Origin of the sequence: Rhizobium sp. RHZ02, assembly GCF_014851575.1 — a bacterium.
Taxonomy (GTDB): domain Bacteria; phylum Pseudomonadota; class Alphaproteobacteria; order Rhizobiales; family Rhizobiaceae; genus Rhizobium; species Rhizobium altiplani.
The window spans coordinates 22,656-39,612 of the sequence record NZ_JACUZX010000038.1; the positions used below are offsets into that span (position 1 = coordinate 22,656).

Here is a 16,957-nt window from a genome sequence, read left to right on the forward strand (position 1 = left end):
AATGCTTGTGCGCCTTACTGGATGGCAATGCCTGGTCGATTGCCGCGGATGTTGGCCCAGCGGCGCTCGCGCTGTCAATCCACCGAACGGAAGGGCATCAAATCCACCGTCGGGTGCGAGACCGCCAGCACCTTGAAGAGTTCGCCCATACGCCCTTCACCTTCGGCGGCCAGTCGGTCGACTGCGGTCTGGATGATTTGCTGCGTATGTGGTGCTCGATCCCGGCCAAGCACGGCAGCGCGATCGAGAATGCCGAGGCCGACGAGAAAATCGCCCTGGTGAAGCATGCCGTTGACGTGGACCCCGGCCGCAGTGGCGGTCTGTGCCAATGCCTGGAAATCGACGTGGCTCGTCAGGTCCGCTTCACCGGGATGCGCCAGAGGCGGATCATACTCATGCATGCGCACCGCCTGCAGCGTGTCGCCGTAGCCACTCACAACGTGCCCATAGTCAATGGCGACAAGCGTCCCGCCATGTTCTTTCAGGCGATCGCAGATCGATAGCATCACCGACTGGCGCGCCGGCGAGACTTCGAAGATTGTTCCCGGGAGTACGTCCTCTTCCGGCCAGGGGAGGAGGCTTGAATCGATCCCGGCCACGCCGGCGCCGAATGTCAGTTCGCCTGCTGCGTCGACGCCCACCATCCGCTCGCGGAAGCCCGCCGGCGTCCGCACGAACTGACGGATCGGAATCGCATCGAACAACTCATTTGCCGCGACGAGCGAGAATCCCGGCGGGACTTCATCGAAGCCCTGATGCCAGCTGACCTTGTCGCCGTGGGACGCCAGCGTCTCCTGCTGGATGTCGCGCAGCCGCTCGCTTGTCTCGACGAGGTGCACGGTCATGTCTCCGAAAAGCGGCGGCGCGATACGGGAAATGACGCGCAGCATATCCGACATCATCGTGCCGCGACCGGGACCGATTTCGATGAGACGGACACCTTTGGGCGTCCCGTGTCGCTGCCAGGCATGGACGATGAAGACGCCGATCATCTCGCCAAAAAGCTGGCTTACCTCGGGTGCAGTCACGAAGTCACCTGTGCGGCCAAAAGGCTCGCGGGTCCTGTAGTAGCCATGTTCGGGGTCGGCGAGGCACAGCGAAAAAAAGTCCGTGACGCTGATCGGGCCGTTCGCCTGAATGATAGCCTTGATCTTCTCACCGAGCGCGGTGCTCATGAATGCCCCTCCTGTCCGGCTGCGATCAGTGCTGCAGGGCAGCCTGACGGCGAGCGCGAAGCATGGCCCAGATTCCCAGCAATACCATCGGCGTGGAAAGCACCATGCCCATGGTGAGCCAATTGGTGCCCAGCAGGTAGCCCAGCTGGGCATCCGGTTCGCGGAAGAATTCGACGAAAATGCGGGAAAGCGCGTAGCCGCAGACGAAAACGCCGGTGACGAAGCCAGGGGTCTTCAGTGCGCGGAAGCCGTAGATCAGCATGGCGAGAACCAGGAGGAGCACGATGCCCTCCAGACCTGCCTCGTAGAGCTGGCTGGGGTGGCGAACAAAGTCGCCGCCGGGGCAGTAACCGTCGGCCCGCTCGATATATTGGTTACAGAAAACCATGCCCCAAGGCACATCGGTCAAGCGCCCCCAAAGCTCACCATTGATGAAGTTGGCGACGCGGCCGCAGAACAGGCCGATCGGGACGACTGCTGCGACAATATCGAACAGGCTCCAGATCGGTATGCTGTTGCGCCGCGCGAAGACGATCATCGCGATGGTGGTGCCCGTCAGGCCGCCGTGGAAGGACATGCCGCCATTCCAGATCTGTATCGCCCGGATCGGGCTCTCGATGACAGCAGGCATGTCGTAGAAGAGGATGTAGCCGATGCGGCCGCCGAGGACGATGCCGAGCGCGACCCAGATGATGAAATCGTCCAGTTGCACCTTGGTGATCGGGGACACGTCGCCCGGCCACAGCTTGTTGTTCCCGGCGATCTGACGCGCATAGTACCAGCCGAGCATGATGCCGGCGACATAGGCAAGTCCGTACCAGTGAATTGCGAGGGGGCCGAGCGAAAAGGCGATCGGGTCGATCTCGGGGAACGGCATGATCGCCATGAAATTGGCTGCTGTCGGCAAGGTTGTCCCATTCGGTGGCGCAAAGCCCGGAATATGGAATCGGGCGTCTGACGCGGTTCAGTTCAAGGCGTCCTTTGCGACTTTCTGAAGGCGCGCCAAGCTTGATGTGGGCGGAAGATGGCGCTGCGATCAAGAGCGGTCAAGTCGATTGTTGGCGATCGGAGGCCGCCGGCTGGCTTATCCAGAGCAAACCGCTTGCATCCTCCGCGGCGAAGCCCTACCTCATTCTTGAGGGGCCGAAGTGGCCCTAACTGGTCTATAGCAAAGGGAGAAAATCGCCATGACGACTGGAGCAAACCGCATCATGGACGAGTTCGCCAAGCTGATGACGGATGCGGCCGGCGCTGCCCAGGGTGTGCGCAAGGAAATCGAGACAGCCTTCAATGCGCAGGCGGAGCGCTGGCTCAATACGCTCGACATCGTGAAGCGCGAGGAATTCGAGGTCGTACGCGAAATGGCGATCAAGGCGCGCGATGAAAATGATGCGCTGCTTGCGCGGATCGCCGCCCTTGAAGAGAAGCTTGCGGCCAAGGGCAAGTAATTCCCGTTGTGAGACAGGCCGTGGTGTGACCTTTATGAGACACACCGCGGCTGCGGCCTAAAAACCAGGTGCGGTTATCCACCTGTGGACACTGCCAAAAAGATCAATGGGCAGAGTCATTTAAACCCTCCTTCTGAATCTAAACCCGAAAAGCTTTCCACAGTACCGTTCCCTAAAACGGCCTTCAGGGGCTGGCGTGTCGCCGAGCCCGTTATACACTGATTTTAAATGATGATTCGAAGCGGTTGGTAAGCTCCAGGCAGGTTTGACTGCGTTAAGTCTGGTAGTGGTTCAACGGTCATCACGGTTGGTGGTTCCGGCTGTTGCGTGTGTTCTCCTTGTGTCTCGTTGACGAAGTTGGTTCGCATTCACTCCGGTCAAGAAGGTGCTGCATGAGCCTCATGGAATTGGAAGTCGAGCGTCAGTCGAACCCGGTCGATATGATCGAGTACGTCGCCGCCAATAACGACTGGTCTTTCGAGCGGTCGGGTGACGACGAAATTGCGATGACGGTTGAAGGGAAGTGGGCCGACTACCACGTTTCCTTTTCCTGGATGGAAGAGTTCGAGGCGCTGCACCTTGGCTGCGCCTTCGACGTCAAGGTTCCCGAACAGCGCGTTAACGAGGTCACCAAGCTCTTGGCCGCGATCAACGGCCAGGTCCTGATGGGACACTTCGATCTTTGGCGCCAGGAAGATGTCATCATCTTCCGTCAGTCGCTGCTGCTTGCCGGCGGTGCGGAGCCGACCAATCGACAGGTCGAGGTTTTGCTCGCTAGTGCGCTCGATACCTGTGAGGCGTACTATCAAGCGTTCCAGTTCGTGATCTGGTCGGGCATGGAGGCGAACCGCGCCATGGAAGCGGTTCTCTTCGAAACCGTCGGCGAGGCGTAAATGTCATCCGCATCTTCAGGTCCTATCGTTCTTATCGGTGCCGGCAATATGGGGGGCGCAATGCTCTCTGGCTGGCTGAAGAGCGGAGTGGCCGGTTCTTCCATCGTCGTCATCGATCCCGGTCCGTCCGAGCAGATGATGAAAACAATCAACGATGCCGGCGTAACGCACGTTACCTCGGCTCCTGCCGGGCTGACGGCAGGCGTTCTCTTTCTGGCGGTCAAGCCACAGGTGATGGATGCCGTGCTGCCTCCGGTCAAGGGAACGGTGGGATCGGAAACCGTCGTTGTGTCGGTCGCCGCCGGAAAGACGCTGTTGTTTCTTGAAAAGCATCTCGGTGAGGCTGCGATGGTGCGCGCCATGCCGAACACTCCGGCCATGGTCGGTCGTGGTGTTACGGGTGCGTTTGCCAATGCCCGCGTCACCGATGCGCAGCGTGAGCACGTCCATTCTCTCTTGCGTGTATCCGGTCCGGTAGAATGGGTTCCAACCGAAGCCGACATCGATGCCGTTACGGCGCTGTCGGGAAGCGGACCGGCTTATGTGTTTTATCTCGTCGAGTGTATGGCAGAGGCAGGCCGTAAACTTGGCTTGCAGGCGGACCTTGCCATGCGTCTTGCACGGGAAACGGTCGCGGGGGCTGGTGAGCTTTTGCACCAGTCCCCCGACGACGCCTCGCGGCTGCGGCAGAACGTGACATCGCCGGGCGGCACGACCGCCGCCGCGCTTTCGGTCCTGATGGCCGAGGACGCGATGCAGCCTCTTTTCGACAAGGCCCTCGCGGCAGCGCGCAGGCGCGCCGAAGAGCTTGCCGGCTGAGGACAACCTGTATGGCTGACGAAATCACCTATGCCGACTTCGAGCGTGTCGACATTCGTGTCGGTACGATCGTCGAGGCAAGTCCGTTTCCGGAGGCGCGAAAGCCGGCCTTCAAGCTGCTGATCGACTTCGGGCCAGAGATCGGTCTCAAGAAGTCGTCGGCCCAGATTACGGTTCACTATACGCCCGAGAGCCTTGTCGGTCGGCAGGTTCTCGGCGTGGTGAACTTTCCGCCACGGCAGATCGGCCCGGTCCGCTCGGAAGTCCTGACCTTGGGCTTCGAGGATGAGGCGGGAGCGATCGTTCTTGCAGGAACCGACAAGCCCGTACCGAACGGCAAGAAGCTGATGTGATCAGTGGATCTCGCGCGACAGCGGATCGGTCAGCGAGAAATCGTGGAATACGGCTTCGAAGCCGGCGCGTTGCGGCGAGCAGAATACCGGCCCGACGGCAACCTCTGCATACGCCGGATCGAACCACGCAAGGCGTGCCATGCGCCAATCTTCCATGCGGTCCGTTCTGTATTGAATGAACAGCGCATCGCCATTGCGTGTCACCCGCACGCCCATGCGCTCGAACGTGTGGTCGAGCCGAAAGGCTGACCAATCGGAATTGCCGTTGGTCACGACGACGCTGAAATGCATGGCGCCATCGGTATATTCGATCCCGCATTTCATCCAATGCGTGGCATCAGCCCGTACCATGAGGCCAGCCTGATCGTAGAGTTCCTGGTAGCGTCCCGAGAAGGAAACCTCGGCGGTGAAGTCGCCTTGTCGCGACCGGTGCAGGAAATGTCCGTCGTCGCGGTGGAAGCCGTAATATGTCCCCTGCCAGAAATCGGTCTTGGGTCCCGACCAGACATGCAAATCCCCGCCGCGCATCTCGAAGCGAGGCGGCGGGTTCAGCCATGTCATTGAGCTCGTGTCCATCGTCATCTTTTCCTCACGCGGGCAGGCGGACGGTCGCCCGAAGGCCACCCAGAGGGCTGTCGCCAAGCGTGACGTTGCCGCCGTGGCTTCGTGCGATGTCGCGAGCGATTGCGAGGCCCAGGCCGGTGCCCGAGGCATCGAGATTTCGGGCTTCGTCGAGCCGGAAGAACGGCTTGAAGACGTCCTCGCGGTTCCTTTCTGGAATCCCCGGGCCGTCATCGTCAAAGGTGATCGTCAGCCACTTGGCGCTGTGCCTGGCGTTGATGTCGAGCGTGTTGGCGTAGCGGCGGGCATTTGAGGCTAGGTTGGTCACAAGGCGCGTGAAGGCGTTCGGGCGCACCAAGATCTCGTCGTCTCCGTCGATCGAGTATGTAAGCTTCTTGCCGTCGTGAAGTTCGAAGTCTGCCGCCACTCGTGCGAAGAGCTCGCTGAGCTTCAGGTCGCCAACGTCCTCTTCGACCTCGCTTCGGGCAAACGCCATGTAGGCCTCGAGCATCGACTGCATATCGTTGACGTCGTCGTTCAGGCCGTGAAGCTCCGGATTTTCGCCGGCCAGTGCCAGCTGCAGCTTGAAGCGGGTCAGGATCGTGCGCAGATCGTGGCTCACTCCGGTCAGCATCGCCGTGCGTTGCTCGATCTGTCGCTCGATGCGCTCGCGCATCAGAATGAAGGCAAGGCCCGCACGACGAACCTCATCTGCGCCACGCGGGTGGAAGTTGTCGGCCTTCTGCCCCTTGCCGAAGTTTTCGGCGGCGTTGGCCAGCGCTAGGATCGGGCGGATCTGCCCGCGCAGGAAGAGGATCGATATGCCAATCAGGACCAGCGAGGCGCCAACCATCCACACAATGAAGATGTGAGTGTTGGAGGCATAGGTCGAGCTGCGCCGTGCCAATACGCGAAGGATCTTGTCTTCCAGCTTGATGCGGATCTCGACGAGGCTGGAGTCGCCGAGCGTGTCGATCCAGAAGGGGCGCTTGATCTGATCGCTGATCTCGTCGCTCAGGATACCGTCCAGGATGGAGAAGAAGGGCTTTGTGCGTGGCGATGGCAGATCGCCGTCCGGTTCGATCGAGATCTGCAAGTTCATCTGATCGCGTGCGATACGGGTGACTTCGCTAAAGTCCGTATCTTGCGGATAAGTCTCGATGATCTGGATGATGGCCGCTATGTCGCGCGTGACGGCAGCTGAAAGGCGTTGGGTCACCATCTGCCAGTGGCGCTCCATGAATACGGCGGCGACAACAGACTGCAGGAGCACCATGGGGATAATGATGATCAGCAGCGAGCGGACGTACAGGCCCGTCGGCAGATAGAGCCGAAATCTGCGCAGCATCCACCGCCAGCCGCGGGCGGGCGAGCGGTCGTCGCGCCGAAGAGAGTCGAATGTCACCATTTGGCCGCTGGTCCTGGGGTTGCGACTGTCAATCGATGCTCAATCGGTATCCTATACCACGAACCGTCTGCAGCCAGACCGGATTTGCGGGATCGTCCTCGATCTTGCGTCTCAGGCGATTGATCTGCACATCGATGGTGCGCTCACCGACATCAACATCGTTGCCGATAAGCTCGTGTCGCGGAATGGTATCGCCGGCGCGTTTGGCGAACAGCAGCATGATTTCCTGCTCGCGATCCGTCAGCCGGACGACTTCGGACGCCTTCTTCAGCTCCTTGCGTGTGAGCGAGAAGGTATATGGTCCGAACATCACCTGTTCGATTTTCGGCGCATCGTTCGAGACATTGCGGCGCAGGATGTTGTTGACGCGCAGCACGAGCTCGCGTGGGTCGAAGGGCTTGGCCAGATAATCGTCGGCGCCTGCCTCGAGGCCCTCAATGCGGCTGCCTGACTCCGCCAGCGCCGTGAGCATGATGATTGGCACGTTCTTGATCGTGCGCAGACCCCTGGTCACTTCGATCCCGGACTCACCCGGCATCATGACGTCCATGATGATGAGGTCGAAATCCAAGCCGGCAAGCTTGCGTTGAGCTTCCGCGCCATCCGCGGCCACGGTCACCCGGAAGCCGTTCTCGGTCAAATAGCGGTTGAGCAGGGCGCGGATACGCGTGTCGTCATCCACAACAAGCAAGTGCGCAGCGTCGTCCGAAATCACTGTCTTTGTCGCCATTCAATCCGCTCTCGAGTTTGGTCTATTCCGCATACCTCTGAGGAAGGCCTTTATGCCTTCCCGTACCTCCGGAGAAGCCCCGTCGAATGCTCTCTCAATACGGCGCGATTGCGGCTCCGCCAGAGCAAGAGCAAGCTCGCGCCCCATCTTGGTAGGATAGAGCTTGCGCTGCCGCCTGTCTTCAGGCCCCGCAATCTGTCGAATATACCCCGAATCAATGAGTTGTTTGAGCACTCTTGCAAGACTCTGCTTGGTTATCTTCAACGTATCCAGCAGATCGGCAACCGTCATGCCCGGGTTGCGGTTAACAAAGTGAACGACACGGTGGTGCGCGCGCCCGAAGCCGATCTCTGCCAGGATGGCGTCAGGATCCGAAACGAAGTCACGATAGGAGAAGAACAGAAGCTCGATGATCTCAAAATCGATGGTTTCTGTGTTTTCCATCGGCATTTTCAGCAGTTCGGGCTTGCCCGCCTTTGGGCTCGTCTGGCGTGCCAATTTGGCATTTCCTTTCTTGTTGCGCACCTCGCGGGAAGCTCAGATAAAAATATGCCAGCATTTGACGTATCTTTGCGCCGTTGCTTGCTTCCCCCACGCGTCGCGAAGCCGGAAGGGGATGCCGTTTCCACCGGAAATTTGGCCCCACTTCGCAAACTTCACCACAATGCGTAATTTTCCCCTTTGTCAGTGGATAAAACGTATCGGGGATAACAATCAACAACAATGGCGTACGGGCAGCGGAGGAGAGCGAACGGCTGCGGTGCGTTCGTTCAGTGGAAAAACGCAAAGATCCACGTGTCGACCTATGGGTTTCACGCCGCAAACCTGGTGTTCATGGGAGAACACGGCTGGGCTGTGACGGAAATCGGGCCACACCGGTTTATGCCGGCGACGATCAGCGAAACACTGATGAGCGACTATGTAAGAGAGATAGATCGCGTGGCCGCTGCCGCCGACTATCCTCCAGCAAAGGACAGCGACCGGGTTCCCAGGGAGCCTCGGCCGCTTCTCGATGGGCTATCTATCGTGCGCGGGCGGCTACCGCTCCTACGATCGTCGACAGGATGCCGCCGCCGATCAGGCCGCCGATACCGTCGGCAATCAAACCGGTCATTGCAGCTTCGCCGCCGACCATGCTGAGCAGCATGCCACCGCCGATGCCACCGATCGCGCCGGCGATCGTCCGGGCGACGGTATTGATTGCAACCTGCTTCAACGCGCCGCTTGCGACATTGCCGCCGACTGCACCCGCTATTACCTGTGTGATGATGGGCAATAAGGCTTCCACGATTTCCCTCCTTCGCGTTTCCTCAAACGCCACTGCCGGCTGCGCGATCCGAAAGGATAGCCAGCCCTACAGGCGATCCGACCTCCGACCGGGAGCAGGGGATATCGTCTGAATTTCAGTATTTTATCATGATTGAATATTTAGTGGAATGGAGAGCAACCCACGCGTGAAAGTTTTCCACGCTGTCTGCGCAAAAAAAGGCGCCCGCGGGGCGCCTTTTCCATGTTGTGCGTTACAATCAGTTGTAGACGTAAACGATGCGGCGGGTGCCGGGGTCCACAAGGACCGGTCGATCGTTGATTCGAACATACCGATACTGATAGTCCGGAATTTCCTGGAACGTCACATCAGCCGGCACGGAAGCACCCACGACGACATCGCCACCGAGGCGCACGGTCTGTGCCGGATTGGTCTGGACATAGGTCGTGACGGTTTCAGGTGGGGTAACGGCGTCGACGGAGCCAACCGGTCCAAGCAACTCGTCGCCCGGTGCCGGCTCAGGAGCGACGCTTGCCGTCGTCTCATAGGTCACGACGGGAACGCCTAGATCGGACTGGTGCTGCTCGACGACGACGGTGCTGCCACCCTGTTCGACCTGCAGATACTGAGCATAGACCCAGCCACGCACGCCGTTGACGTCAACACGGCACCAGCGGCTTCCCTGGATGCAACCATCCAGCATTGCCTGCGAGCCGCGCGTCGCGATTCCGATTGAGGGATATTGCGGACCGGGGCCTGCGCGAACGTTCAGATCGTTGATGGCCGTGGCAACCATGTCCGCCTGGGCAAGACCGGCGCTTCCCACGACGATCGCGCCAGCCAGGAACAGATTTCGCTTCAAGGTCATCTCGTTTCTCCTTGTCTTAATACAGGCAAGTAACGTTTGGGGTGCAGACGATGTTCCGCCGCCTTCGCTTTCGCCGGTAAACGATTGTATCGACGTGTTAAATTCGAACGTGGCTGGTGATCGAACCCTGAAGCCAGACTGTGTTCACTAAATCGCGGGCTGCGCACGGTGTGATTTCGGACTATAGGAACCCGGGACAAAGACAAGCGAGGCACTCATGGGCATGCTCCAGGCTGGCATTATTCCGGTGACACCATTTCAGCAGAACTGCACGATCCTCTTCGACCCGGAGACCAAGGAAGGCGTCGTTGTCGATCCCGGCGGCGATGTCCCGGCGATCCTCGAGGCCATCACGGCGAACGGGTTCGACATCAAGGAAATCTGGCTGACACATGGCCATCTCGACCACGCAGGTGGAGCTAGGGAGCTCAAGGAAGCCCTTAACATCGATATCGTCGGTCCGCACGAGGACGATCTTCCCTTGCTGCAGCGGATCGAGACCCAGGCGCAAAAGTATGGCATCCCGTCGGGCATGCAGAATGTCGTTCCGGATCGTTGGCTGAAGGATGGCGACAAGGTCTCGTTTGGCACGCACGAGTTCGAGGTGTACCACACACCAGGCCACGCGCCCGGCCATGTCATCTACTTCAATCGCGCACAGAATTTTGCCCATCTGGGCGATGTGCTTTTCAACGGCTCGATCGGTCGGACGGATCTACCCGGGGGCAATCACCAGCAACTGCTCGATTCGATCCGCGACAAGGTCTTGCCGCTGGGCGATGACGTCGGCTTCATTTGCGGACACGGGCCGGGCAGCCGGATCGGCGACGAGCGACGGAGCAATCCCTTCCTGCAAGGGATCTGAGCACCCAAAACAAAAGCGCCGCTGAGAGGCGGCGCTTCGTGTTTGATTGCGCGTTCAGGCGATTAGCCGGCGTTGCAGAAGTGGCTCCGGCCATCGTTGCCGATAAATGTGCCGCTGCGCGGGTCAAACGACCGGTAGCGATAGGAGCAGTAGCGTTCCCACTGCGGAGTCCAGGGCTCGATGTCGGCGGCAACCGGACGATAGTAGCGGGGCGGGGGAGCGCGATAGACCGGAACGGCTTCGTATTCCGGGTCGTAGGGCGGGTCGATGTAGCGCGGCTCATCATAACGCGGTGCGCTTGCAATGGCTGAACCCACAATCAGACCCGTTGCAAGGCCGACGGCGCCACCGACAAGCGCATCATCGCCATGGTGGTGACGGTGCCAGTCACCAGCCGACGCGACCCCGATCGATGATACTGCGAGGGCAGCAGCGGTTGCCGTCATAAGGAGCGTCTTCGCAAGCCTGTTCATTTGTATTTCCCTGTTTTAACCGATACCGGTTCTGCACCTTGATGATGGCAAGGTAAGGGCCGCGATCTGAATGCAGGCTGAATGACAAAACCCGGCATCGCTGCCGGGCTTCAACTCGAATTGACAGCGTTGGCTAGAGGCTCAGCCTGCGATCTGCAGGTTGACAGCCTTGGGGCCCTTGCCGCGGCGGTCCGGCTCCGTGTCGAAGCTAACCTTCTGATTCTCCGTCAGTCCGGCCAAGCCAGAAGCCTGAACGGCAGAAATGTGTACAAAGATGTCCGCGCCGCCCTTGTCCGGCTTGATAAAGCCAAAACCTTTGTCGGTGTTGAAGAATTTTACTGTGCCAGTCTCGGCCATGCGTCAGGTCCTTTTATCTCTGCCCGCCATCCACACGGGCAGCATCACTGATATTGCCTCCTCACGGAGACGTTAGCAGGCAATTATTGAAATGTGAGAAAAAGGTCCCCTCTAGCACAACCAAACTCACCACGGGACTGACGCCCGCTTTCTCGGAATTGGTTGACCGGAATTTTAGCGTCTCCGGCGCGCACATTCTCAAGGACTTCCCATGCTCGCAAAATGCCCGAACACGGTGAGAGTGCTGCGATTATTAAATTTTGGCAAGCAAAAGTTTTTTAACGCGTCTGTGCTGAAAGGCACCTATAGGAGGCATTTTTGCACGCCCAGAGCAAAATTTTGGTCGTTAGCCGCCGCCGAGCAACGCTTTATATCGTTGGCAATATAGTTTGGGAGCAGATTTTGCCAAAAATGCAACGCTAACGCGACTACGCAAAGGCTAAAGTTTTTTTCTTTTCCGGGCGTTCAACCCAAGTTTGGGCTCGGTTTCAACCTCTCCGAAGCTCGACGGCGCGTAATTTCGGGCACCACCTCAACCAGAAGCATGGCGGTGAACATTAGCGCGCAGCCGGCGTAGCCGAGCGGCGGCATGGTTTCGCCCAGCAGCAGAGCGCCGAGCGAGGCGCCGAAGAGTGCTTCAGATGACAGGAAGATCGCTGCCTGCGACGAGGTCGTGTAGCGCTGGCCGATGACCTGCAGCGAGAAGGCGACACCGGACGAGAATATCCCGACGTAGAGGATCTCGGGGGCTGCCGCCCAGACCGCTGCCCAACTGATCGGTTCCGCGACGATGGCAACGACGAGCGCGCAGGCCCCGGTCACCGCAAACTGGGCGGTCGAAAGGGTAAGCGGGCGCCCGGTTTCGGACACTGTGATGCCGGCCAGGGTGATCTGCCCGGCCCAGAAGACCGCGCAGACGACCGTGAGCAGATCACCGGTCGTCAGTGCCGAGAGTTGGCCACCGGACAACATGTAGATGCCGGAAACGGCCATGATCGCGCCGGGCCAGATGATCCAGTGCGGGGAGCGGCGCAGGAAGACGACAGCGATCAGGGGGACGATCACGACGTAGAGGCCGGTGATGAAGCTCGAATTCGTCACGGTCGTCGTCTGCAGGCCGATCTGCTGGGTGGCGGCGCCACCGAATAGCGCAAGACCCGTCAGCAGATAGAGCTTGAGATGGCGCGGCGCGGTCTTTACCCGCGCCTTGCGGGCTTCGAAGAGCATGAACGGCAGGACCGCGACTGCGGCAATCACGAAGCGCAGGCCAATGAACCAGAACGGACCGATTGCCTTCATTGCCGTCGACTGCGCGACAAAGCCGCCGCCCCAGATGGCAGCTGCAAGCAATAGAAGGAGGTTCGCCTGAATGCGCGTCATGTCGTCCTCGGTGCGGGAGAGTATGGGCGAGCGTTAGCAGTTGCCTTTGGTTTGGGCAAGGGTGAAGAATGTCGCCACTGGGTAAGCGCCTGAGAGCAAACGGATGGCAACGAAAACGGTTTCATCGGCGGACGAAAAGGCTGCGCCGCGACAACAGCGCCATGATGCGCCAGCGGGGTATTGCGGCAACTCGCTCACGCGAAAGCTCGGCCTGAGGGAAGGGCAGGCGGCGCTGCTGATCGGTGTACCCGAGATCGCCGAGATACAATCCTTTGAGCATTTCTCCTCCGTTACGAAAGCTTTGCCATCAATGATTGAGCGTCGCTTCGACTACGTGCATGTTTTCGAAGCCCGCCGGGTAGTCCTGGAAGGTATTGCCCGGGCTGTATCGGGCGCTCTCAAGCCCGACGGGATGCTTTGGATTTCCTGGCCCAAGAAGGCGGCGCGGGTGCCGACCACAGTCACCGAAGACGTTCTGCGATCGATATTCGTGCCTTTGGGGCTGGTTGACGTCAAAGTCTGCGCTGTCGATGAGACATGGTCCGCCCTGAAGTTTATGTTTCGAAAGGAACTGCGCGCCGGCCTCTAGGCTTAGTGTCAACCATTGTTTACCGGCGCCCGCGACACTCTTAGCAAGGCACCATCGTCTTCATCCGTGAGGAGCAGCAGGGCGCCGTCGGGTGCGACGATCACATCACGCATGCGGCCATAGGAGCCGTCGAAAATCCGCTCCTCGGCGACGAAAGCTCCGCCTTCATCGCGCTGCATTCGCGACAGCAGCTGGAACTTCAGCGCAGCAACGAGAAAGTTGCCGTCCCATTCGGGAAACATCTTGCCGCGATAAATGGCCAATGCTCCCGGCGCGATCGACGGGTCCCAATAATAAAGCGGTTGCTCAAGCCCTTCCTTGGCTGTGCCTTCGCCGATCTCGGCGCCCGAATAGTCGCGTCCGTAGGTTATGATCGGCCAGCCGTAGTTTTTGCCGGGCTCGATGTAGTTGATTTCGTCACCGCCGCGGGCGCCGTGCTCCGCCGTGTAGAGCTTGCCGTCTGCGGCATCGAAGGCGATGCCCTGCGGATTGCGATGGCCCTTCGACCAGACCTCCGGAAGCGCCTTGCCGCCGTCCTTGAAGGGATTGTCGGTGGGAATGCTGCCATCGGCGTTGATGTGGATGATGGAGCCGGCATCGTCCTTCCAATCCTGGGCACGATCCCTGTCACCACGGTCACCGACACTGATGAACAGCGAGCCGTCCTTGCCGAACGCTATGCGGGAGCCGTACTGGATGTTGCCGCCGGTGAAGCGCTTCATCGTGAAGATGGATTTGACGTCGTTCAGCCTTGTTCCGTCATTTGACAGCGTGGCGCTGAATACCTCGGTGCCGGAGCCGCCCCTGGCCCTGGTCGCGGCCGTGAGGAATATCTGGCGGCTTGTTGCAAAATCAGGCGCGATCGCAACGTCCATCAGACCACCTTGCCCCCGGGCGCTGACTTCAGGGACGCCGGCGATGGGGGCAGAGAGCTTGCCGTCGCGTATGATGCGCAGCCGTCCCGGTCGTTCGGTAACGAGATAGGAACCATCAGGGAGCACCTCCACGGCCCAGGGGTGCTCGAGGCCTGTTGCAATGGTGTCGACTTGAACCTCGACCGTCTTCGTCTTGACGATGTCGGCAGAAAAGCTTGGGGAGGCGGCCAATGCCGCGGTTGCGAGAAAGAAGCCGAATGGAAGCCGTGCAAGTGTCGTCATGGTCTGTCCCAATGCCTGTCGTCTGGTCAACGTGGAGCGTCGTCCACCGGCTTCAACCTCATTCGCGTGGGATAACGGCTTTGTGTTTGCCGATGGCGAGGCGACGATCGGTCGCGGGTAGACGAGTGGGGACCTCTGCTTCGGTGGCGAGATCCGCCCACGGTCAAGGCCTGGTGTCTTCGCTACGAAGTTCGGCGGCAAAGGAGTGCTGCGAGAGAATTTGCGACAGTTCGGCCTTGGCCTTGATATAGAGCCCGCCGGCGATCAGCACCGTTCCGTAAAGCGCAAGAGCGGCGATGCTAACGACAATTGCCTTCTCGATGACGGAGAGACGGGGCAGGCGCATACGGTTTTCCTGCGCTGTATTCGCGTCGTAAGCGGTTGCCGCCGCCGTCGCCATGGCGAGCTCGATATAGGTCGGAAGCGGGCCGAATTCGTCCGCCTCGTGGTTTCGAACTCTGGGTCCCGAATTCACGGGCGTCATTGGCTGGCTCCGGCAAAGACGCCGTGTAGTCGCCGGCGCCAGATGGCCAGCCCGCATGTCGCGACCAGTGCGGCTAGAAGCATAAGGCTGCCGCGGGTGATCCGTTCGTCAGCGCCTGTCGCCCTTTGCGGCAGCTTTACCGACACGGAGTTCTGTGCGCCAAGCCCCACTGCCTTTACCGTTGGCGCGGCTGCCATTTGCGATGTGGCTGACTGTGCGGACACCTGCTGGCTTTCTTCGGCGTAGACCGTCGTTACCAGCCCGAAGGTCATAAGGATCGACGCAGCGAAAGCCACAACTGCAACCAGTAGTGAGATGGATACGCGACGGGCGCGAAGGCGCCTGATGACAAACTCGTCTTCCAGAAACATGGGTATGCCCTCAATAACCAATGCCGGATGCAACAAAATGGGGCTTCGATCTCGGCGTGCTCGCGACCGAATTGCGGCAGGCCGCGGCATTTGTTGCGACCAATTCGTGGCAAGGGCCAAAAGTGCCGAGGATTTTGATTTCCGGGCGTAAATCGCAACTCTCTTCAGAAACTGATTCAAGCACTTCGCAAAATGATTCAGCCAGCCAAACGCGCGAGCTCGCGAATCAGGACGCTGGGTCAGGCGATTGATCACGAAGAATCATTGGCACCATCACGCCTTTGCGCTTGAAATGCCTGCCTACATTGGACATAGAGCTTAGCGCAGAATTCCGGTCCCGGCTTTTCTGCCCAAATCAACCGTATAGGACCGATATCATGGCCTTTCTTGCCGATGCTCTTTCCCGTGTGAAGCCTTCAGCCACCATCGCCGTTTCCCAGAAAGCGCGCGAGCTGAAAGCAAAAGGACGCGATGTGATCGGCCTCGGCGCCGGCGAGCCGGATTTCGATACGCCTGATAATATCAAGAAGGCTGCCATCGACGCGATCAACCGCGGCGAGACGAAGTACACGCCGGTCTCCGGTATCCCTGAACTCCGCAAGGCGATCGCCGCGAAGTTCAAGCGCGAGAACGGCCTGGAATATTCGTGGGAGCAGACGATCGTCGGCACCGGCGGCAAGCAGATCCTTTTCAACGCCTTCATGGCGACGCTGAACCCGGGTGATGAAGTCGTCATCCCGGCGCCGTACTGGGTATCCTATCCGGAAATGGTCTCGCTGTGCGGCGGTACGCCCGTCATCGTTTCGGCGACGCAGGAAAACAACTTCAAGCTCCAGGCCGCCGACCTCGACAAGGCGATCACGCCGAAGACGAAGTGGTTCATCTTCAACTCGCCGTCCAACCCGTCGGGTGCTGCCTATACGCATGACGAACTGAAGGCCCTGACGGACGTGCTGCTGAAGCATCCGCATGTCTGGGTGCTGACGGACGACATGTACGAGCACCTGACCTATGGCGACTTCAAGTTCGTCACGCCTGTCGAAGTCGAGCCGAAGCTCTACGACCGCACGCTGACCATGAACGGTGTTTCGAAGGCTTACGCGATGACCGGCTGGCGTATCGGCTACGCAGCAGGCCCGATCCAGCTGATCAAGGCCATGGATATGATTCAGGGCCAGCAGACCTCAGGTGCGACCTCGATCGCCCAGTGGGCTGCCGTCGAAGCGCTGAACGGTACGCAGGATTTCATTCCCGCGAACAAGAAGATCTTCGAAGGCCGCCGCGACCTCGTCGTGTCGATGCTGAACCAGGCAAAGGGCATCACGTGCCCGTCGCCGGAAGGCGCCTTCTACGTCTATCCGTCCTGCGCCGGCCTGATCGGCAAGACCGCGCCGTCGGGCAAGGTGATCGAGACCGACGAAGACTTCGTTTCTGAACTGTTGGAGAGCGAAGGCGTTGCCGTCGTTCATGGCTCGGCATTCGGCCTCGGCCCGAACTTCCGCATCTCCTACGCGACGTCGGAAGCGTTGCTCGAGGAAGCCTGCAAGCGCATCCAGCGCTTCTGCGGCGCCTGCAAATAGTCAGAACTATCTCGAAACAAAAGCCCGCCGGAGACGGCGGCGCCGGAGACGGCGGGCTTATACATTGCGAGGCCGGTGCATCGGTTATGATGCACCGGCCTCGTTTGCCATTGAGGTGATTGCAACACCGCAGTGACGATGCGCAGAGCGGTTGGTCCTAGCGGGCCTGAACTTTCGTT

The 16,957-nt window shown here is 59.7% G+C and carries 21 protein-coding genes and 1 pseudogene; 8 read left to right on the plus strand and 14 right to left on the minus strand.

Going from position 1 to position 16,957, the window contains the following annotated elements; genetic code table 11:
• Positions 1-74: 74 nt before the first annotated feature.
• A complete protein-coding gene (locus tag IB244_RS29850) occupies positions 75-1,175 on the minus strand; it encodes a class I SAM-dependent methyltransferase (RefSeq protein ID WP_018857224.1) in 1,101 nt (366 codons plus the stop codon).
• A gap of 25 nt (positions 1,176-1,200) precedes the next feature.
• Positions 1,201-2,082, minus strand: coding sequence for a prolipoprotein diacylglyceryl transferase (gene lgt / locus IB244_RS29855; RefSeq protein WP_192306641.1), 882 nt, complete (start codon positions 2,080-2,082; stop codon positions 1,201-1,203).
• A 280-nt stretch (positions 2,083-2,362) separates the two neighbouring features.
• Here lgt and IB244_RS29860 point away from each other — a divergent pair, with 280 nt between their 5' ends.
• The 4 genes from IB244_RS29860 (at position 2,363) to IB244_RS29875 (ending at position 4,688) form a co-directional block, all read left to right on the plus strand.
• The gene (locus tag IB244_RS29860) at positions 2,363-2,623 is read left to right on the plus strand and encodes an accessory factor UbiK family protein (RefSeq protein ID WP_007534115.1); all 261 of its coding nucleotides are present in this window, start codon (positions 2,363-2,365) and stop codon (positions 2,621-2,623) included.
• A 392-nt stretch (positions 2,624-3,015) separates the two neighbouring features.
• A complete protein-coding gene (locus tag IB244_RS29865) occupies positions 3,016-3,516 on the plus strand; it encodes a YbjN domain-containing protein (RefSeq protein ID WP_018857221.1) in 501 nt (166 codons plus the stop codon).
• Positions 3,517-4,335, plus strand: a complete 819-nt coding sequence (gene proC, locus IB244_RS29870; RefSeq protein WP_018857220.1) for a pyrroline-5-carboxylate reductase — start codon at positions 3,517-3,519, stop codon at positions 4,333-4,335.
• Positions 4,336-4,346: 11 nt separating this feature from the next.
• Positions 4,347-4,688, plus strand: a complete 342-nt coding sequence (locus IB244_RS29875) for a tRNA-binding protein (RefSeq protein WP_018857219.1) — start codon at positions 4,347-4,349, stop codon at positions 4,686-4,688.
• Here the strand turns inward: IB244_RS29875 and IB244_RS29880 are convergent, their stop codons facing one another.
• From IB244_RS29880 to IB244_RS29905, 6 genes are all read right to left on the minus strand, one after another.
• Positions 4,689-5,270, minus strand: a complete 582-nt coding sequence (locus IB244_RS29880) for a DUF1349 domain-containing protein (RefSeq protein WP_026371795.1) — start codon at positions 5,268-5,270, stop codon at positions 4,689-4,691.
• Positions 5,271-5,277: 7 nt separating this feature from the next.
• Positions 5,278-6,657: an ATP-binding protein gene (locus IB244_RS29885; RefSeq protein WP_018857217.1), complete on the minus strand. Its 1,380-nt coding sequence runs from the start codon at positions 6,655-6,657 to the stop codon at positions 5,278-5,280.
• A 28-nt stretch (positions 6,658-6,685) separates the two neighbouring features.
• On the minus strand, positions 6,686-7,387 hold the full coding sequence (locus tag IB244_RS29890) for a response regulator (RefSeq protein WP_018857216.1): 702 nt from the start codon (positions 7,385-7,387) through the stop codon (positions 6,686-6,688).
• Positions 7,388-7,885 carry a MarR family winged helix-turn-helix transcriptional regulator gene (locus IB244_RS29895; protein ID WP_018857215.1) on the minus strand — a complete coding sequence of 166 codons (498 nt, stop codon included), beginning with the start codon at positions 7,883-7,885 and terminating at the stop codon, positions 7,388-7,390.
• A gap of 523 nt (positions 7,886-8,408) precedes the next feature.
• Positions 8,409-8,675, minus strand: coding sequence for a hypothetical protein (locus tag IB244_RS29900; RefSeq protein WP_018857214.1), 267 nt, complete (start codon positions 8,673-8,675; stop codon positions 8,409-8,411).
• A 238-nt stretch (positions 8,676-8,913) separates the two neighbouring features.
• Positions 8,914-9,522, minus strand: a complete 609-nt coding sequence (locus IB244_RS29905) for a DUF1236 domain-containing protein (RefSeq protein WP_192306642.1) — start codon at positions 9,520-9,522, stop codon at positions 8,914-8,916.
• A gap of 217 nt (positions 9,523-9,739) precedes the next feature.
• Between IB244_RS29905 and IB244_RS29910 the strand changes: the two genes are divergently transcribed.
• Entirely contained in the window at positions 9,740-10,387 is a 648-nt protein-coding gene (locus IB244_RS29910) for an MBL fold metallo-hydrolase (RefSeq protein ID WP_018857212.1), read from the plus strand.
• 62 nt (positions 10,388-10,449) lie between these two features.
• On the opposite strand, the gene IB244_RS29915 is transcribed toward IB244_RS29910, so the two are convergent.
• The 3 genes from IB244_RS29915 to IB244_RS29925 form a co-directional block, all read right to left on the minus strand.
• Positions 10,450-10,860: a BA14K family protein gene (locus IB244_RS29915; RefSeq protein WP_018857211.1), complete on the minus strand. Its 411-nt coding sequence runs from the start codon at positions 10,858-10,860 to the stop codon at positions 10,450-10,452.
• A 141-nt stretch (positions 10,861-11,001) separates the two neighbouring features.
• A complete protein-coding gene (locus tag IB244_RS29920; protein ID WP_007534130.1) occupies positions 11,002-11,217 on the minus strand; it encodes a cold-shock protein in 216 nt (71 codons plus the stop codon).
• 465 nt (positions 11,218-11,682) lie between these two features.
• On the minus strand, positions 11,683-12,597 hold the full coding sequence (locus tag IB244_RS29925; protein ID WP_018857210.1) for a DMT family transporter: 915 nt from the start codon (positions 12,595-12,597) through the stop codon (positions 11,683-11,685).
• Positions 12,598-12,700: 103 nt separating this feature from the next.
• Here IB244_RS29925 and IB244_RS29930 point away from each other — a divergent pair, with 103 nt between their 5' ends.
• On the plus strand, positions 12,701-13,186 hold the full coding sequence (locus IB244_RS29930) for a hypothetical protein (RefSeq protein ID WP_018857209.1): 486 nt from the start codon (positions 12,701-12,703) through the stop codon (positions 13,184-13,186).
• Between the two features lie 8 nt (positions 13,187-13,194).
• Here the strand turns inward: IB244_RS29930 and IB244_RS29935 are convergent, their stop codons facing one another.
• From IB244_RS29935 to IB244_RS29945, 3 genes and pseudogenes are all read right to left on the minus strand, one after another.
• The gene (locus IB244_RS29935) at positions 13,195-14,343 is read right to left on the minus strand and encodes a PQQ-dependent sugar dehydrogenase (RefSeq protein WP_018857208.1); all 1,149 of its coding nucleotides are present in this window, start codon (positions 14,341-14,343) and stop codon (positions 13,195-13,197) included.
• A gap of 166 nt (positions 14,344-14,509) precedes the next feature.
• A pseudogene (locus tag IB244_RS29940) lies at positions 14,510-14,827 on the minus strand (class GN sortase); the annotation flags it as partial.
• Entirely contained in the window at positions 14,824-15,198 is a 375-nt protein-coding gene (locus IB244_RS29945; RefSeq protein WP_113471212.1) for a hypothetical protein, read from the minus strand. The gene IB244_RS29945 and the pseudogene IB244_RS29940, both read right to left, overlap by 4 nt.
• Positions 15,199-15,218: 20 nt before the next feature.
• Between IB244_RS29945 and IB244_RS29950 the strand changes: the two genes are divergently transcribed.
• Together IB244_RS29950 and IB244_RS29955 are read left to right on the plus strand one after the other, a co-directional pair.
• Positions 15,219-15,449: a hypothetical protein gene (locus IB244_RS29950; protein ID WP_162763449.1), complete on the plus strand. Its 231-nt coding sequence runs from the start codon at positions 15,219-15,221 to the stop codon at positions 15,447-15,449.
• A 126-nt stretch (positions 15,450-15,575) separates the two neighbouring features.
• Positions 15,576-16,778 (plus strand): pyridoxal phosphate-dependent aminotransferase, encoded by a 1,203-nt coding sequence (locus IB244_RS29955; protein WP_025661730.1) that lies wholly within the window; start codon positions 15,576-15,578, stop codon positions 16,776-16,778.
• The last annotated feature ends 179 nt before the right edge of the window (positions 16,779-16,957 follow it).

Excerpts from the sequence above, each read along its gene's own strand:
- IB244_RS29955 (WP_025661730.1), top strand. The coding sequence starts at position 15,576 with ATGGCCTTTCTTGCCGATGCTCTTTCCCGTGTGAAGCCTTCAGCCACC.
- IB244_RS29915 (WP_018857211.1), bottom strand. The coding sequence starts at position 10,860 with ATGAACAGGCTTGCGAAGACGCTCCTTATGACGGCAACCGCTGCTGCC.
- IB244_RS29860 (WP_007534115.1), top strand. The coding sequence starts at position 2,363 with ATGACGACTGGAGCAAACCGCATCATGGACGAGTTCGCCAAGCTGATG.
- IB244_RS29945 (WP_113471212.1), bottom strand. The coding sequence starts at position 15,198 with ATGTTTCTGGAAGACGAGTTTGTCATCAGGCGCCTTCGCGCCCGTCGC.
- IB244_RS29880 (WP_026371795.1), bottom strand. The coding sequence starts at position 5,270 with ATGACGATGGACACGAGCTCAATGACATGGCTGAACCCGCCGCCTCGC.
- IB244_RS29885 (WP_018857217.1), bottom strand. The coding sequence starts at position 6,657 with ATGGTGACATTCGACTCTCTTCGGCGCGACGACCGCTCGCCCGCCCGC.
- IB244_RS29930 (WP_018857209.1), top strand. The coding sequence starts at position 12,701 with ATGGCAACGAAAACGGTTTCATCGGCGGACGAAAAGGCTGCGCCGCGA.
- IB244_RS29935 (WP_018857208.1), bottom strand. The coding sequence starts at position 14,343 with ATGACGACACTTGCACGGCTTCCATTCGGCTTCTTTCTCGCAACCGCG.
- IB244_RS29925 (WP_018857210.1), bottom strand. The coding sequence starts at position 12,597 with ATGACGCGCATTCAGGCGAACCTCCTTCTATTGCTTGCAGCTGCCATC.
- proC (WP_018857220.1), top strand. The coding sequence starts at position 3,517 with ATGTCATCCGCATCTTCAGGTCCTATCGTTCTTATCGGTGCCGGCAAT.
- IB244_RS29850 (WP_018857224.1), bottom strand. The coding sequence starts at position 1,175 with ATGAGCACCGCGCTCGGTGAGAAGATCAAGGCTATCATTCAGGCGAAC.
- IB244_RS29950 (WP_162763449.1), top strand. The coding sequence starts at position 15,219 with ATGCCGGATGCAACAAAATGGGGCTTCGATCTCGGCGTGCTCGCGACC.
- IB244_RS29910 (WP_018857212.1), top strand. The coding sequence starts at position 9,740 with ATGGGCATGCTCCAGGCTGGCATTATTCCGGTGACACCATTTCAGCAG.
- IB244_RS29875 (WP_018857219.1), top strand. The coding sequence starts at position 4,347 with ATGGCTGACGAAATCACCTATGCCGACTTCGAGCGTGTCGACATTCGT.
- IB244_RS29865 (WP_018857221.1), top strand. The coding sequence starts at position 3,016 with ATGAGCCTCATGGAATTGGAAGTCGAGCGTCAGTCGAACCCGGTCGAT.
- IB244_RS29905 (WP_192306642.1), bottom strand. The coding sequence starts at position 9,522 with ATGACCTTGAAGCGAAATCTGTTCCTGGCTGGCGCGATCGTCGTGGGA.
- IB244_RS29920 (WP_007534130.1), bottom strand. The coding sequence starts at position 11,217 with ATGGCCGAGACTGGCACAGTAAAATTCTTCAACACCGACAAAGGTTTT.
- IB244_RS29890 (WP_018857216.1), bottom strand. The coding sequence starts at position 7,387 with ATGGCGACAAAGACAGTGATTTCGGACGACGCTGCGCACTTGCTTGTT.